This window comes from Bacillus sp. AY3-1 (genome assembly GCF_008368785.1).
GTDB lineage: Bacteria > Bacillota > Bacilli > Bacillales > Bacillaceae_G > Bacillus_A > Bacillus_A wiedmannii.
In genome coordinates this window covers 37539-54600 of record NZ_QORZ01000004.1, presented here as the reverse complement: position 1 = coordinate 54600, position 17062 = coordinate 37539, and the positions used below count along the sequence as shown (strand labels likewise).

15 protein-coding genes are annotated in these 17062 nt (G+C 35.5%); 5 read left to right on the top strand and 10 right to left on the bottom strand.

What is annotated here, in order from left to right:
* Positions 1-35: 35 nt before the first annotated feature.
* Both DN389_RS02090 and DN389_RS02085 read right to left on the bottom strand, forming a co-directional pair.
* A complete protein-coding gene (locus tag DN389_RS02090) occupies positions 36-1001 on the bottom strand; it encodes an L-threonine 3-dehydrogenase (RefSeq protein ID WP_098190766.1) in 966 nt (321 codons plus the stop codon).
* 44 nt (positions 1002-1045) lie between these two features.
* Positions 1046-2236: a glycine C-acetyltransferase gene (locus DN389_RS02085; RefSeq protein ID WP_000095914.1), complete on the bottom strand. Its 1191-nt coding sequence runs from the start codon at positions 2234-2236 to the stop codon at positions 1046-1048.
* Between the two features lie 213 nt (positions 2237-2449).
* On the opposite strand from DN389_RS02085, the gene DN389_RS02080 reads away from it, so the two are divergent.
* Entirely contained in the window at positions 2450-3181 is a 732-nt protein-coding gene (locus DN389_RS02080) for a class I SAM-dependent methyltransferase (RefSeq protein WP_149236776.1), read from the top strand.
* 32 nt (positions 3182-3213) lie between these two features.
* Here DN389_RS02080 and DN389_RS02075 read toward each other — a convergent pair whose 3' ends face one another.
* From DN389_RS02075 to DN389_RS02065, 3 genes are read right to left on the bottom strand one after another with little or no spacing between them, the layout of a single operon-like run.
* The gene (locus tag DN389_RS02075) at positions 3214-4035 is read right to left on the bottom strand and encodes an ABC transporter ATP-binding protein (protein WP_098856869.1); all 822 of its coding nucleotides are present in this window, start codon (positions 4033-4035) and stop codon (positions 3214-3216) included.
* Between the two features lie 12 nt (positions 4036-4047).
* On the bottom strand, positions 4048-5106 hold the full coding sequence (locus tag DN389_RS02070) for a FecCD family ABC transporter permease (protein ID WP_087983390.1): 1059 nt from the start codon (positions 5104-5106) through the stop codon (positions 4048-4050).
* Positions 5103-6107 (bottom strand): FecCD family ABC transporter permease, encoded by a 1005-nt coding sequence (locus DN389_RS02065; protein WP_149236775.1) that lies wholly within the window; start codon positions 6105-6107, stop codon positions 5103-5105. Before DN389_RS02065 ends, DN389_RS02070 begins: the two co-directional genes overlap by 4 nt.
* Positions 6108-6279: 172 nt before the next feature.
* Here DN389_RS02065 and DN389_RS02060 point away from each other — a divergent pair, with 172 nt between their 5' ends.
* Together DN389_RS02060 and DN389_RS02055 are read left to right on the top strand one after the other, a co-directional pair.
* Positions 6280-7245, top strand: coding sequence for an ABC transporter substrate-binding protein (locus DN389_RS02060; RefSeq protein WP_060487020.1), 966 nt, complete (start codon positions 6280-6282; stop codon positions 7243-7245).
* Between the two features lie 381 nt (positions 7246-7626).
* Entirely contained in the window at positions 7627-9012 is a 1386-nt protein-coding gene (locus DN389_RS02055; protein WP_046957350.1) for a peptide MFS transporter, read from the top strand.
* A gap of 41 nt (positions 9013-9053) precedes the next feature.
* Here the strand turns inward: DN389_RS02055 and DN389_RS02050 are convergent, their stop codons facing one another.
* Positions 9054-9233, bottom strand: a complete 180-nt coding sequence (locus DN389_RS02050) for an acid-soluble spore protein H (protein ID WP_000382688.1) — start codon at positions 9231-9233, stop codon at positions 9054-9056.
* A gap of 191 nt (positions 9234-9424) precedes the next feature.
* Positions 9425-9712 (bottom strand): ArsR/SmtB family transcription factor, encoded by a 288-nt coding sequence (locus DN389_RS02045; protein WP_000081429.1) that lies wholly within the window; start codon positions 9710-9712, stop codon positions 9425-9427.
* 823 nt (positions 9713-10535) lie between these two features.
* Here DN389_RS02045 and DN389_RS02040 point away from each other — a divergent pair.
* The gene (locus DN389_RS02040) at positions 10536-12155 is read left to right on the top strand and encodes an L-lactate permease (RefSeq protein WP_046957351.1); all 1620 of its coding nucleotides are present in this window, start codon (positions 10536-10538) and stop codon (positions 12153-12155) included.
* Between the two features lie 40 nt (positions 12156-12195).
* On the opposite strand, the gene aspA is transcribed toward DN389_RS02040, so the two are convergent.
* The 3 genes from aspA to gloA2 all read right to left on the bottom strand — a co-directional run bounded on the left by aspA (position 12196) and on the right by gloA2 (position 15696).
* A complete protein-coding gene (gene aspA / locus DN389_RS02035; protein WP_098190559.1) occupies positions 12196-13629 on the bottom strand; it encodes an aspartate ammonia-lyase in 1434 nt (477 codons plus the stop codon).
* A 274-nt stretch (positions 13630-13903) separates the two neighbouring features.
* Positions 13904-15202 (bottom strand): hemolysin family protein, encoded by a 1299-nt coding sequence (locus DN389_RS02030; protein WP_097917728.1) that lies wholly within the window; start codon positions 15200-15202, stop codon positions 13904-13906.
* Positions 15203-15309: 107 nt separating this feature from the next.
* Entirely contained in the window at positions 15310-15696 is a 387-nt protein-coding gene (gene gloA2, locus DN389_RS02025) for an SMU1112c/YaeR family gloxylase I-like metalloprotein (RefSeq protein WP_098190561.1), read from the bottom strand.
* 91 nt (positions 15697-15787) lie between these two features.
* Between gloA2 and DN389_RS02020 the strand changes: the two genes are divergently transcribed.
* The gene (locus DN389_RS02020; protein WP_098086114.1) at positions 15788-16966 is read left to right on the top strand and encodes a NupC/NupG family nucleoside CNT transporter; all 1179 of its coding nucleotides are present in this window, start codon (positions 15788-15790) and stop codon (positions 16964-16966) included.
* The last annotated feature ends 96 nt before the right edge of the window (positions 16967-17062 follow it).

The following is a 17062-nucleotide window of genomic DNA, read 5'->3' as shown; positions in this document are numbered from 1 at the left end:
ATAAAAGGTCGATTCCTAAGAATCGACCCTCCCTATTAATTTATCACTAACTCAGCTGTGAGCTTTTTTTTTAACTTAGCCAACATGTCAGTTGTCATTTTGTCTAAATCGTATTCTGCTTTAAAGTCCCACTCTTTCATTGCTGCTGTTGCATCAATAGAGTTTGGCCAGCTATCAGCGATTGTTTGACGAGCAGGATCTACAGCGTAATCCATTGTAAACGTCGGGATGTGTTTACGAATTGATGCTGCGATTTGCTCTGGCTCAAAGCTCATTGCTGTAATATTGAACGCGTTTCTATGCACAAGTTTACTTGGATCAGCTTCCATTAATGAAATGATCGCTTGTAAAGCATCTGGCATATACATCATATCCATGTATGTTCCTTCTGCAATGTATGAGGTGTATGTGCCTTTTTTAATCGCCTCATAATAAATTTCAACCGCATAATCAGTTGTTCCGCCTCCTGGAGGAGCTACGTAAGAAATTAAACCAGGAAAACGTACACCGCGCGTATCAACGCCAAACTTTTGATGATAATAATCACATAGTAATTCTCCTGCTACTTTGTTTACCCCATACATCGTAGTAGGACGCTGAATTGTATCTTGTGGCGTATTATCTTTCGGTGTTGATGGACCGAATGCACCGATAGAACTTGGCGTGAAAAACTTACAGTTTAATTCACGAGCTGCTTCTAATGCATTTACAAGTCCACCCATATTTAAATTCCAAGCAAATAACGGATTTTTTTCTGCTGTTGCTGAAAGTAAAGCTGCTAAATGAATAATTGTATCTACTTCATTACGCTTTGCGATATCATGTAGTTTTTGTCCATCTGTTACATCTAACGTTTCAAATGGACCAGACGTTACTACTTCACTATCTGTTTCACGAATATCTGTTGCAATAACATTTGATGCACCGTATACATCACGAAGTTTCATTACTAATTCAGAACCAATTTGCCCTAAAGAACCGGTTACTAGAATTTTTTTCATTTTCCCCACTCCTCATTTGCAAGCTATTCAAAAGATGTCGTTACTTAAATGATGCCCATTTCTTTTCCTACTTTTTCATACTTACGAATTGCTTCATCTAACATTTCTTTCGTATGAGCTGCTGTAGGCATATTACGAACGCGTCCTGTTCCTTTAGCTACAGTTGGGAACACGATAGATTTTGCATATACGCCTTCTTCATTTAGACGTTTACTAAATTCTTGTGTTAATACTTCGTCACCAATAATACAAGGTGTAATTGGCGTTTCACTTTCTCCAATGTTAAAGCCAAGTTCTTTTAACCCTTGTTTTAAATAGCGGCCATTTTCCCAGAGACGATCATGTAACTCTGTGCTTTCCATTAAAATTTCAATTGATCGCATACATGCAGCTGCATCAGCTGGTGTTAATGCTGTGGAGAATAAGAATGGACGTGAACGAACTTTTAACCAGTCAATTAAGTTTTGTTTCCCTGCTACATATCCACCAATTACCCCAATTGCTTTTGATAATGTACCAATTTGGAAATCAACTTTATCAGATAGACCGAAATGCTTTACAGTTCCTGCACCTTTTCCAAGTACACCTGAACCGTGTGCATCGTCTACATATGTCATTAAATCTAATTCTTCTGCAATCTCAACAATCTCTGGTAATTTTGCAACATCTCCATCCATTGAGAAGACACCGTCTGTAATTACCATTAATTTATTGTAAAGACCTGATTCTTTCGCCGCGATTGCTTTTTGGCGTAAATCTTCCATATCAGAATGTTTATAAACGATGATTTTCGCTCTTGATAAACGACTACCATCAATGATAGAGGCATGGTTTAATTCGTCTGAAAGAATCGCATCATTTTTATCCATAACGGCTGAAATCGCTGCCATATTACAGTTAAATCCTGATTGGTAAGCAATTGCTGCTTCTGTATGTTTAAACTTTGCAATTGTCTCTTCTAATTTAATATGCAAATCTAAAGTACCGTTAATTGTACGAACAGCTCCTGCTCCAACGCCGTACTTATGAATTGCGCCAATTGCTGCTTCTTGCAAACGGCTATCTGTTGCTAATCCAAGATAGTTGTTTGAAGATAAGTTAATATATTCTTTTCCGCCAATTGTAATGATCGGTCCATTTGAACTCTCAAGCGGATCAATTACGTTATAAAGCCCCTTTGATTTTAAATCCTCTAAATTTTCTTCTAAAAATTTTGCAAGTGTTTTACTAGACATTGTGAAGCCTCCCATCGTTCATGTAAGCGGATTATTGTCTTAATAGTTCTAATAATCCCTCTACTAGCTTAACACGTTTTCAGAATTTATTATAGAAAAATAGTTTAAAGTAACCGCTTACAATTCTAGATTATATATGATTCATTACAAGAAATCTATCATTTACTTTTCATATTTGGTAGAATAAAAAAAATATTTAAGGGGGCTTCAATCATGGCATTTACTGAATCTGATGTATATAATAACGAAGCATTTTTTGAACAATATATGAAACGAAGATACCGAGAAAATAGCCCAAATGAATCACTTGAAAAGCCAGCCTTCTTTCAACTCATTGGTGATGTGAAAGGAAAGAAAATCCTCGATTTAGGCTGCGGTGACGCCAAGTTTGGCGAGGAATTATTAGAGAATGGCTGCCACTCTTACACTGGTATTGAAGGCTCCGAACTTATGTATGAAAAAGCTAAAAAACAACTAGAAAATAAAAATGGAACCGTCCATTGTTTAAACCTCAAAGACTACACATACCCTCCTTCTACTTTTGATTTAGTAACGTCTAGACTCGCCTTACATTATATTGAACATCTTCCTATCATTTTTCAAAATGTGTACGAAGCTTTAAAAACAAATGGAACCTTTACTTTTAGTGTTCAACACCCTGTTATTACTTCTTCATTTGAAAGCTTGCAAACGAGTGGAAAAAGAACGAGCTGGCTCGTCGATGATTATTTTAAAATGGGAAAACGCGTTGAACCTTGGATTGATCAAGAAGTTATTAAATATCATCGTACAACGGAAGAATATTTTACATTATTACAACAAGCTGGATTTACGATTACAAATATAAAAGAAGCTACACCAAATCAAACTTATTTTCAGAGCGAAGAAGAATATGAACGACGTTTACGAATTCCCCTCTTCCTCTTATTTTCTTGTAGAAAATAAAAAAGGCGATGAATCCTCATCGTCTTTTTTCATTATCTCATTGCCTGAACAACCTCTTTACGTACACGTCTTCCTTTTCCGTGCGGAATACAAAGTGGCGTCCCAAATAACGGATCCGTACTAATTTGACACTCCATTCGGAATACATCACGTACTAGCTTCTCATCTACTACTTCTTCCGGCTTACCTTGTGCATATATTTGTTTATCTTGAATAGCTACAATATTGTCTGCATAGCGGCATGCTAAATTTAAATCGTGTAATACCATAACAATTGTTCTTTGTTCTGTTTCATTTAATTCAAATAATAAATCTAGCACTTCAATTTGGTGAGTCATATCTAAATATGTAGTAGGCTCATCCAGTAAAATAATATCTGTATCTTGTGCAAGCGTCATTGCAATCCAAGCACGTTGACGTTGTCCACCTGAAAGAGCATGCACATCACGCTCAGCAAATTCTGTCATACCTGTTGCTGCAAGTGCTCTTTGTACCATTTCTTCATCTTTTTCTGACCATTGCTTCAGCCATGTTTGATATGGATAACGTCCTTGCTTTACAAGCTGCAATACTGTAAGTCCTTCTGGCGCTTGCGGTCCTTGCGGTAAAATTGCCATTTGACGAGCGATTTGCTTCGTTTGCATACTTTGAATGGCTTGATTATCTAACAAAATGTCACCCGTTGTTGGCTTTAACAATCTAGCTAGTGAACGTAATAAAGTTGATTTCCCGCAACCGTTAGAACCGATAAAGATTGTAATTTCGCCTTTTGGAATTTCTAAATTCAACTCATCAATAATAATTGTTTCACCATAAGACAACGTCAAACGTTTCGTCTCCAATGCTTTTTGCATATTCATCTCCCTTTATGAATTCCGACTTTTATAAAGTAAATAAATAAAATAAGGTGCACCAATTGCTGATGTAAATACCCCTGCTGGAATTTCAAGTGGTGTGAAAACTGTACGCCCAATTAAATCTGCAGCAAGTACTAAAATTGCACCAACAATAGCCGCAACTGGGAGTAATGCACCGTATAAAGAACCAACTAGTCTTCGTGAAATATGAGGTGCCATTAAACCGACAAACCCAATTCCTCCGGCGAAGGCAACTGCGCCACCAATTAAAGCTGTACTCAGTAATAACATGAATACGCGTGACTTCGTTAAAGGAACACCAAGTCCTACCGCAATATCATCCCCTAGCTCTTGTGCATTTAAATGTCTAGCAGCTATAAATGATATTACCGTTAAAATGAGAACCCACGGCGCAAGCACCATAACGTTTTGCCATGAAGAGCCGTAAACAGTACCTGTAATCCATACATTCGCTTGACTCGCTTGATAAATTGGCGCTAACAACATAAACAAAGTCGTTGCCGCTTTCGTTAATGCCCAAAAACCAACACCAATTAAAACAAGACTAATCGGTGATAATCCGTCATTTCTCCATGCAAATAAATATACAAAAAGCGCTACAATCGTTGCCCCAGCGAAGGCTGCTAACGGCATATAATGAATGCTTACGGTTAGCGCATTATTTTTATCACTGAATATAGCTAAAAATAATACAACTGCAACACTTGCACCACCTGTAATCCCGATGATATCAGGAGAAGCCAGTGGATTTCGAACGAGACCCTGTAAAATACATCCTGCTACAGCAAGTGCGATTCCTACAAGGATGGCAATCAAAATACGCGGCATACGAAACTTGTTTACAACCATATTTGACATCGCATCGCCATTTCCAGTAATCGCTTGCCATACATCATACGGAGGAATTTTCATGTCTCCCATACCTGCACTCGCAAAAAATAATCCTATTAAAACAACTAGTAAACTGAATAAGACGAGACAAGCTCGTTTATACATTAAAAACGAGAGCCCGCCTTTTCCTATACGAAATGGAATATACTTCTTCATTTGCTAAGCCCTCTCTTACGTGCAATATAAATAAAGAATGGTGCCCCGATAAACGCTGTCATAACCCCTACTGGTACTTCTTGTGGCATAATGACATATCTTGCTGCTATATCAGCTAAGATTAATAGTATTGCACCTAACAATCCGCTATACGGTACTCTCCACCTGTGATCTACTCCAACAAGAAATCTGGCAAAATGTGGAGTAACAATACCAATAAATCCAATCGGACCAGCGACTGCAACTGAACCACCAGACAACAGGACAATAATAAATAGTACGAATGATTTCATTAAAATCGTTCTTTGTCCAAGTCCTTTTGCAACGTCTTCCCCCATCATTAATGTATTTACTTTCCCTGCCATCATAAGAGATGCGATCCAGCCTACTAATAAATATGGGAATACAGATTGTAAAATTTCTAACTTTCTTCCTTGCACAGATCCGGCAAGCCAAAACAGTACTTCTTCAAGCGCTTTTTCATTTAACACAAGTAATCCTTGCGTTAATGATGAAAATAACGCACTAATTGCGACCCCTGCTAACGTTAACTTAAGAGGCGTCGTCCCTTCTTTTCCTAAAGAACTAGAAGCAAATACGAGCACAGCTGCAATTGCTGCCCCTAAAAAGGCAATCCACGTGAAAGCTGATAATGATGTCACGGAAAAAATAACAATTGCTACAACTATGAAGAAAGCAGCACCTGAATTTAATCCAATAAAGTCTGGAGAAGCAAGTGGATTCTTCGTTAAAGTTTGCATAAGACAACCGGCAATGGCTAAACTAGCACCAACACTAGCTGCAATTAATGCCCTTGGTAGACGCACATTTTGAATAATAATATGTTCATTGGAACCATTAAAATGAAAAAAAGCATCTAACGCTAATTTCCAACTCGTATTTGTATATCCGAAAATAATACTTCCCCAAATACAAATAACGACTGCAATGATTCCAACAAATAATCCAATCCATTTTGCTTGATTTGTTTTTAATAACATGCAGCGTTTCCCCTTCAATGTATAATGATACGTTGTAAGTGTATTTCAACTTAATTCGCATTGTCAACGGAAATGAGAATTATTTTCAACCATATGTATTGACAATCAAAAGATAAAAGCTTAATATCATGCTTGCTATTGAAAAAACTTCTCAGTATGTAGGGGGTACATAATGAAATTCATGCAAAAGAAATCGTTTACAATATTTGTATTTTTACTAGCCTTTTCATTACTTTTAAGTGCTTGTGGAAAGTCAAATACGAAAGAAGAATCAAAAGAAAATACGAAAAAAGAAATGATGACTGTGGAACATGCAATGGGTAAAACAGAAGTTCCTGCTAATCCAAAACGTGTAGTCATTTTAACAAATGAAGGTACTGAAGCTTTACTTGAATTAGGTGTGAAACCAGTTGGAGCTGTAAAATCTTGGACTGGTGACCCATGGTATCCACATATTAAAGATAAAATGAAAGATGTAAAAGTTGTTGGTGACGAAGGACAAGTGAACGTGGAAACAATCGCTTCTTTAAAACCAGACTTAATTATCGGTAACAAAATGCGTCACGAAAAAGTGTACGAGCAACTAACAGCAATTGCACCTACTGTATTCTCTGAAACACTACGTGGTGAATGGAAAGATAACTTCAAATTTTATGCAAAAGCATTAAATAAAGAAAAAGAGGGGCAAAAGGTTTTAACTGATTACGATACACGTATGAAAGATTTAAAAACCAAACTAGGCGATAAAGTAAATCAAGAAATCTCTATGGTTCGCTTCATGCCTGGTGATGTTCGTATTTATCACGGTGATACATTCTCTGGTGTCATTTTAAAAGAGCTTGGATTTAAACGTCCTGGTGATCAAAATAAAGATGACTTTGCAGAACGTAACGTTTCTAAAGAACGTATTTCAGCAATGGATGGCGATGTATTATTCTACTTCACATTCGACAAAGGAAACGAGAAAAAAGGCTCTGAATTAGAAAAAGAATATATCAATGATCCTCTATTTAAAAACTTAAATGCAGTGAAAAATGGTAAAGCATACAAAGTTGACGACGTTATTTGGAATACAGCTGGTGGTGTAATGGCTGCTAACCTACTATTAGATGATATTGAAAAACGCTTTGTTAAATAATATTTCCTTAACCAGCTCCCCTTCTATGGAGCTGGTTATTTTTCAATTCACTTAAATGTCACATTATTTCGTTTTGTATTTTTATTCCCAATATGTTATATTATAAAAGTAAATAGAATATATTTTCTCTATATCAGAATAAATATTTTAATCTAAATTTTCTGATTAGTCACTATTTTATTTTCTTTTAGAATTCAATTATTACATTTGAAAACGCTTATCATCTCGTTTTCAGGGCAAAATACAGTAACGGTCGAAGTAAAATAGAACTTTTTTAGAAATTTTCTTTCTATTTCCATATAATTCTATTGACTTCTAAATATTTTGTAAATTAAAATGATTACATAAATATCCGTTATACAGGATTAGGGGGAAACAAAAATGGATGCAGCTTTAAAATTAGACAAAGCTGGAGAGCAACAATCACCAAAAAAACATCCACCAGGGTTGTACTTGTTGTTCTTAACAGAAATGTGGGAAAGATTTAGTTATTATGGAATGCGTGGCCTTTTAGTTCTTTATTTAACAACTGCTGCTGTTAGTGGTGGGTTAGGATTTGATAAGGCAGTCGCAGTACAATTATATGGTACTTTTACAGCGGCAGTATATTTCATGCCAATTATAGGCGGATGGCTAACAGATCATTATATCACAAGACGTCATGCCATTACTCTCGGCGGAATTATTATGGCAATCGGTAACTTTGTACTATTCTCAATGAATACAAAAACAGGACTATTCCTTGGATTAATACTATTAGTTATTGGTAATGGATTCTTCAAACCAAATATTTCTACACTGTTAGGTGAATTGTATGGTAAAAATGATTCACGTCGTGACAGTGCATTTACTATCTTCTATATGGGTATTAACGTAGGTGCTTTCTTTGCTCCACTTATTTGTGGATTTTTAGCAGAAGATTTCTTTAAAACAAGCGCTAATGGCGTTATAGTAATGGGATATAAATATGGATTCTTAGCAGCTTGTATCGGTATGATTATTGGACAAATTGTTTTCAACTTATTAGCTCCTCGTTACCTTGGTAAAGCAGGAACAACAGTTGTCGGTAAAAAGTCAAAAAATCAACCTGCAGTTGAAAAGAAACCTTTAACAAAACAAGAGAAAAATCGTACTTGGGCAATTGTAATTTTAACTTGTTTCGTAGTGTTCTTCTGGGCAGGATTTGAACAAGCTGGTAGTTCTCTAACACTTTATACAAATAAATTTGTTGATCGTACAATTTTCGGTTGGGAAGTTCCAACATCTTGGTTCCAATCAGTTAACCCAGCATTCATCGTACTACTTGCACCATTCGTATCTATGCTATGGTTAAAACTTTCTAAAACAAAACGCGGTGATTTAAAAGTACCAACAAAAATGGCATTAGGTATGATTTTACTAGGTATAGGTTACCTTGTTTTAACATTAGCAGTTCTAAAAACTGGAAGTAGTGAAGCAGATATAACTGTAAAAGCGAACTTATTATTCATCGTTATCACTTATCTCTTCCATACAATTGGTGAGTTATTCTTATCACCAATCGGTCTATCAATGGTAAGTGCAATCGCTCCTGTAAAATTAGCATCATTACTAATGGGGGTATGGTTAGCTGGTACGGGTATGGCTAACTGGTTAGCAGGTAAACTTGCTTCCTTTACACAATCATTAGGCTACCTTGAAGTATTTGCAAGTATCGGTATTATCGTTATCGTCTTAGGACTTGTACTCCTTCTCTTCTCTAAAAAAGTTGCGAGTATGATGGAATAACACTCGAAAAGACGCTTCTAAAATTAGAAGCGTCTTTTTTATCATTTCTCCTCTAAAGCCGTCACGTTCACGTGAACGCTTTCTCCAGGATTAGATACATCATACACTTGAGCAACCCCACTCTGCTCGTCACAGCTCTCAATCCATACTGGGACGCCCTCATATGTAACGTCAATGCTACTTGAAGAAGATAAAATTTGTTTCACACGTTTTACATCCATACTACTATTCCTCCTTTTACTTACTACACTCCTTTCTATCTTTTCTTTCCCCTTTAGAATATATTCCATATAGCAGCATTTTAATGGATAGCCTTTTCTTCCTTTCCTGCTAACATTTTCTCTCCTATTACCTTTCTGACAAATAAAAAAAGACGTATATCCCACACGTCTTTTTCCATAATATTCAAATTTTAAGAAAATAATGTTTTTACAACTTCACTTACTTTATCATTATGAATTTGATAATACACTTCTAATCCTCGTCTTTCAAAGCGCACTACTTTATTTTGTTTTAATTTCGTTAAATGTTGCGAAACTGTTGATTGTGGAATTTCTAATACTTCCTGTAATTGTGTTACATTACAAGTCCCACGTTGCATTAGTTCCATTACTAGACGTAGACGCAACGGATGCGCTAACGCTCTTAACATTTGTACATCTTCTTCTGAAATACGACATTCGAATTGATTTTGGCTCATAAAGTTCCCCTCATTTTCGTTTTTATTTTCTTTTTATTTATTTATATATCTGTTCTTATATTTCCTGTTACGACATAACTTTATCAACCTATAAAGCTGAAAATTTTTTCCACCTTAACCAGCAAAGAGCTCAGGAAAAATTCCTTGCTGATTTTGAATATTATACTATATGATATAACGAAAAAGCAAAACAACGAGCTGCAAATACTTTGCTTGCAAACGTTGTTTTATCAGGCTTTTTGTTATATTTTCACCTCATTGCAACGTGCAGTAATGATATTGTAAAATACCGTCTATAATTGATAACCTATCGTAACGTATTTGGGTTATATTTAACCTCTTTGTTACGCTAAAAGGAATTTTCAGTAAAAAAATAATATAATATTAAAAATTAACTTATTGTTGTTTTAATTCGTATTGTACTTGCTCAGACTGTTATTCAAAACTTCCTATTAAATGCATTTGCTTTCTCTTTCTTACTAGATCAACTCGGACCAGAATGTGATACCTATCAAATTTCAACTATTCCAACATCCTATATACTTAATGCAAAGACTTCATCTAACATATGGAATCAATGATATATGAACAGACAAAATAATATGGAAATAACTTCAAAAAGCGCACTCAAATCCATTTGAGTGCGCTTTTTTGTCCACTTTATGAACAAAGCATTTCTTTTAACACTATTATGGAATAATTATACTTTTTTACGTTGACAATAGTGTTGAAGGAGAATATACTAAGCATGTAAGTTGATTGTGAATAGTTTCACAAATAATGTGAATTTCTTCACATAAAATAGATAGGAGTTGTCATTATTATGAGTACTTGGACACAAATTTATGACCCATTAAACAATATTTGGTTATCTGCACTAATCGCAGCACTTCCAATTTTCTGCTTCATTATTTGTTTAGTGGGATTCAAAATGAAAGGTTACATGGCTGGTCTTTACAGTGTAATTGTCGCTATTATTCTTGCTATATTTGTTTATAAAATGCCTACAACTGCAGCGGTAGCATCTGCCGGATTTGGTGTTTTATCTGGATTTTATCCAATTTGTACTATCGTTATCGCAGCTATCTTCCTTTACAAATTAACTGTTAAAACAGAACAATTCAATGTCATTCGTGATAGTATTTCAAGTATTACAAATGATCAACGTTTACAAGTATTATTAATCGCTTATTCTTTCGGCGCTTTCTTAGAAGGCGCAGCTGGTTTCGGTGTTCCGGTTGCTATTACAGCTGCATTACTTGTAGGTATGGGCTTTAATCCATTAAAAGCAGCGGGTATTTGCTTAGTAGCTAATATCGCTGGTGGTGCTATGGGGGCTATGGGTATTCCAGTTACAGTACCTGCACAATTAACTGGAATAGATGCATTAACTGTCGGTCGTCAAACTGTTCTTATTTTACCATTCATTAGTATTGTTTTACCGTTCTTACTTGTTTCAATGGTAGATGGATTTAAAGGCATTAAAGAAACTTGGCAAGGTATTCTTGTAAGTGGTGTTTCTTTCGCAATTACTCAGTTTGTTGTAACTTACTTCTTAGGCGCTGAACTTACTAATATTTTTGCAGCAGTCGTAAGTATGGTCGCTCTTGCATTATTCTTACGTGTTTGGCAACCAAAATCTTCTGCTAAAGAAGAAAAACAAGAAGAAAAAGAATCTCATACATTCAATCAAATTTTATATGCTTGGTCTCCATTCATATTCTTAACTGCATTTGTAACAATCTTTAATTTAAAACCAATTAAAGCTTTATTTGCTCCGGATGGTCCATTAGCAAACTTAGTATTTAACATTCAATTCCCTGGTCTTCATAATCAAGTTATTAAAACTGCACCAATCACAAAAGCTGATACACCTTTCGCAGCGATTTTCAAACTAGATGTATTCTCTTCTACAACTACTGCGATTGTATTAGCAATTATCGTTTCACTTATCGTCTACCGTGTAAACGGCAAAATGATTAAAGAATTAATGATTGAAACAATAAAAGAATTAAAGGTTCCAGTATATACAATTTGTAGCGTTATCGCTTTAGCTTACGTAGAGAACTACTCTGGTATGTCATCTACACTTGGACTTGCATTCTCTTCTACTGGAAATGCATTCCCTATTCTTTCTCCAATCTTAGGATGGATTGGCGTATTCATTACTGGTTCAGTAGTATCTAGTGGTTCACTATTCGCACCACTTCAAGCAGTAACTGCCGATCAATTAAACATCGTACCATCTACTCTCGTTTCATTAAACGTAGTTGGTGGCACAATAGCAAAAATGGTTTCACCACAATCCATAGCAGTTGCTTGTGCGGCAGTTGGACTAGTTGGTAAAGAATCTGCTCTATTTAAAACAGTGATGAAATATAGTTTAATCTTCTTAGCTATTATTAGCTTACTTCAATTAAATGCTGTATTTAATATCTTTTAAACAAAAAACACCGATCCAAATGGATCGGTGTTTTTTCACATTACATCTTCTTATTCTTTAGTAAAGAAGCTCCAGCAATTTCGGGATGCGTCATTTCGAACGGATCTAAAATAATATCCAATTCTTCTTCTGTCAGTACACCATGTTCTAAACATAGCTCCCTAACAGATTTTCCTGTTTCAATTGCTTCACGTGCAATACGAGATGCTGCTTCGTAACCAATATGAGGGTTCACCGCTGTAATAATTCCAACACTTTTCTCAACATATTGCTTCAGCAATTCTTCATTTGTTGTAATTCCTTTAATACAATATTCCCGGAATACACGGAATCCGTTATTCATAATACTAATAGATTGAATTAAATTAAATACGAGTACAGGCTCCATTACGTTTAACTCTAATTGTCCTGCTTCTGATGCTAAGCAAATTGTATGATCATTACCAATTACTTGGAAAGCAACTTGATTAATTACTTCTGCCATAACAGGATTTACTTTACCTGGCATAATAGATGAACCTGGTTGGCGAGCTGGTAATTGAATTTCCGCCAATCCAACACGTGGACCAGATGCCATAATACGAAGATCATTTGCAATTTTAGACATATTCATCATACATACTTTTAATGCCGCAGATACTTCTGTGTATGCATCTGTGTTTTGCGTTGCATCAACTAAATGCTCTGCACCAACAAGTGGAAATCCACTAAATGTTCGCAAGTGTTTAACCACTTGTTCAATGTACGTAGGGTTTGCATTTAATCCCGTACCAACAGCTGTCGCCCCCATGTTCACTTCATATAAATGTTGGCGAGACTGTTTAATTCTTTTTATATCACGTTCAAGCACTCGGCTATACGCTTCAAATTCTTGTCCAAGACGAATCGGAACAGCATCTTGTAAATGTGTACGCCCCATTTTAATGACGTGATCGAACTCTTTTGCTTTTTCACAGAAAGCAGCATGAAGTTCTTCCATTGTAATAAGAAGTTCTTCTAACATCATAAGAGTTGCAATATGAATTCCCGTTGGAAACGCATCATTCGTTGATTGAGCCATGTTCACATGCGTGTTTGGGCTAATTTTCATATACTCGCCTTTTTCATATCCCATACGTTCTAAAGCTCGATTAGCGATTACTTCATTTGTATTCATATTAATAGAAGTTCCAGCACCGCCTTGGATTGGATCCACGATAAATTGATCATGGAATTTCCCATCAACAATTTCTTGCGCTGCCTCTGCAATTTCATATCCAATGTCTTTAGCTAAGTAACCAGTATCCATATTTGCAAGGGCCGCCGCTTTTTTCACAATTGCCATTGCCGTAATGAGTGACGGATGAATGCGATATCCTGTAATCGGGAAATTTTCTACAGCACGTAATGTTTGTACCCCATAATAAGCTACACTCGGTACTTCCTTTTCACCTAAAAAATCTTTCTCTATACGTATATCCTTCGTTGCTATCATTTTCATCACCTATACTTTTCATTCTAAATCCTTATCTAAAAAATTCGCCTCTAAAAAACGAGTATCATTCAGAAGAATTTTTCAGTATCCACCTTCACTATATAGCACCTTTTTTGAAAGCGCAAACATTTATTTTTCTATATATATCTTTTATAAAGTGAAACTTTAATCAGTGGGGGTTTTGTTGATCCCCCACCTAACTTCTTCGCTTTCGCTGAATTTTGAGGTAGGGGTCTTACTGCCCACAAATAGCGGGATAAAAATTTATAGAAAATCATTCTTCTACCTTCTTTATTTCCACTCGTTTAATTTGATGCATATCCTTTTCAAGAACTTTAAAAGAAAAGCCGTGTTTTTCAATAATATCTCCTTCAGCAACGATTTGCTTTTGTACCATAATCCAGCCACCAATTGTATCTACATCATCAGCGATTAAGTGTAGGCCAAATAAATCATTTACTTCACTAATAAGCACTTTTCCCTCTACGATTTTACACCCTTCACTTATATGCTCTATAGGCGGGTGTTCATCTTCATCGTATTCATCTCGGATTTCTCCAACAATTTCTTCTAAAATATCTTCTAGTGTAACGATCCCCGCTGTACCACCATATTCATCATATAATACAGCTAATGGAATTCGTTTTCTTTGCATTTGTAATAGCAAATCATGAATAGGAATATTTTCTAACACTTCAATAACTGGTCTTGTATATGGCTTAATCGAGCACCCCTCGTCTCGATTACCATCCATATAACGAATAAATAAATCCTTTACATTAACCATCCCAATAATTTCATCTTTATCTTCACCAAATACGGGATATCTTGTGTACTTTTCTTGTGCGATTATTTTAATATGTGTTTCAAATGGTTCGTCCTCATATAAACCTACAACTTCCGTACGAGGTACCATAATTTCCTTTGCGACTCTATTATCGAATTCAAAAATATTATTTACATATTTAAATTCCCTTTGATTAATCTCTCCGCTCTCATAACTCTCGGATAAGATTAATCGTAATTCTTCCTCCGAATGAGCAACTTCATGTTCAGAAGCCGGATGTAATCCGAATAACCCTGTCACAAGCCTTGCAGAACCATTTAAAGCCCAAATAAACGGATACATTACTCGGTAAAAGTAAATAATTGGCTTCGATAATAATAAGCTAACTTGCTCTGCCCTTTGTATAGCGAGCGTCTTCGGAGCAAGTTCACCAATGACAACATGTAAAAACGTAATAACTGCAAAGGCAATAATAAATGAAACTGTACTGGCAATTGCAGGAGATAGGTGTAATTTTAAAAACAACGGCTCGAGTATATGTTTTATAGTAGGTTCTCCTAACCACCCAAGCCCTAAAGCAGTAATTGTAATACCTAACTGACATGCTGATAAATACTCATCTAAATTCGAAGTTACTTTTTTAGCTGCCAATGCTCCTCGTCGTTTCTCACTAACGAGTTGATCAATACGACTGCTACGCACCTTAATAATTGCAAACTCAACAGCCACAAAAAATGCTGTTAACGCAATAAGGATGGCTACCATCAATAATTTTAAAATATCCACATATGTCCTTTAGCTTTCTTAGCTAAAGTTACACCTCCTTTAAAAAAGAAGTTTCACTTTAGTTTCTTCATTTATTTGAAAGCAACCCTATATAAAATTCACCAATTTCAAGCCTCATACAATTCTAAAGGCAAGCCATCAGGATCTTGGAAAAAGACAAATTTTTTATCCGTAATTTCATCTATACGTATCGCTTCAGTCTCCACACCACATTGTTTTAAATGGTTTACAGCTTCTTCTATATTTGTAACAGCAAATGCTAAATGTCTAAGCCCAGCTGCTTCTGGAAAACTTGGGCGCTCAGGTGGACTAGGAAATGAAAATAATTCAATTTGATACTCTTCCCTTACACATAAATCTAACTTATAAGAATCTCGTTCTTTTCTATATACTTCATTTATCGCTTTAAAACCTAATATCCGAGTATAAAAATCCTTTGACCGTTCATAATTCGAACAAATAATTGCAACGTGGTGCACTCTACATATATTCATGCTCTCTCCATTCCTTTCTTTACCAAAGATGCATATTCTCCCTTGAAATGAAAAACATATATAGCAGAATATCTCTTTTAGGGGGCTTACTATGAAATTTATTACTTTTTTCGTGGGACTTATCGTTGTTTTCTTCCTTGCTTATATTGCTAGCAACAATAAGAAACATATTAAATTTAAACCAATTTTCATCATGCTTATTATACAGTTAATTTTAACCTATTTATTATTAAATACAGAAATCGGCCTCATACTTATTCGGGTCATTTCCAGTCTGTTTACAAAGCTACTCGAGTATGCTGCTGATGGTATAAACTTTGTATTTGGCGGTCTTGCCAATAAAGGAGAAATGTCATTTTTCCTTACTGTATTATTACCAATTGTCTTCATTTCCGTCTTAATTGGTATACTACAACATTTCAAAATACTACCATTTTTTATTCATTGGATCGGTTACTTCCTTAGCAAAATAAATGGTCTTGGGAAATTAGAATCTTACAACGCTATTGCCTCTGCCATTGTCGGCCAATCAGAAGTTTTTATTACAGTTAAAAAGCAATTATCTCAAATTCCAAAACACCGTCTTTATACACTTTGTGCTTCTGCCATGTCAACCGTATCTATGTCTATCGTAGGTGCCTATATGACAATGATCGAGCCTAAATATGTAGTAACCGCACTCGTTCTCAATTTATTTAGTGGTTTTATTATCGTACTCATCATTAACCCTTACGATGTGAAAGATGACGAGGATATTTTAGAAATTAAAGGCGAAAAGCAAAGCTTTTTTGAAATGCTTGGAGAATACATTCTAGATGGTTTTCGCGTAGCAATCGTTGTCGGTGCAATGCTCATCGGATTCGTCGCATTAATGAGTTGCATAAATGACCTATTCCTCATTATATTCGGCATTACTTTCCAGCAATTAATTGGGTACGTCTTTGCGCCTATTGCATTCCTTATCGGTGTACCAAGTTCTGAAATTGTCACAGCTGGTAGCATTATGGCAACGAAGCTTGTAACGAATGAATTTGTAGCAATGATGGACCTTAGTAAAATTTCTAATAGCCTCTCTCCCCGTACAATAGGTATCATTTCTGTTTTCCTCGTTTCTTTTGCCAACTTTTCTTCTATCGGCATTATTTCAGGTGCGGTAAAAGGGTTAAACGAAGAACAAGGAAATGTCGTTGCCAGATTTGGTCTTAAATTACTATATGGAGCTACTCTCGTTAGCATTTTATCTGCAATTATCGTAAGCATTATGTTGTAATCAGGTAAAATTTTATCATTTTCTTATCCCTATCTTTTGTATACAATAACGAATAGGTGTCTTATAAATAATCAAGACATCTATTTTTTATACATG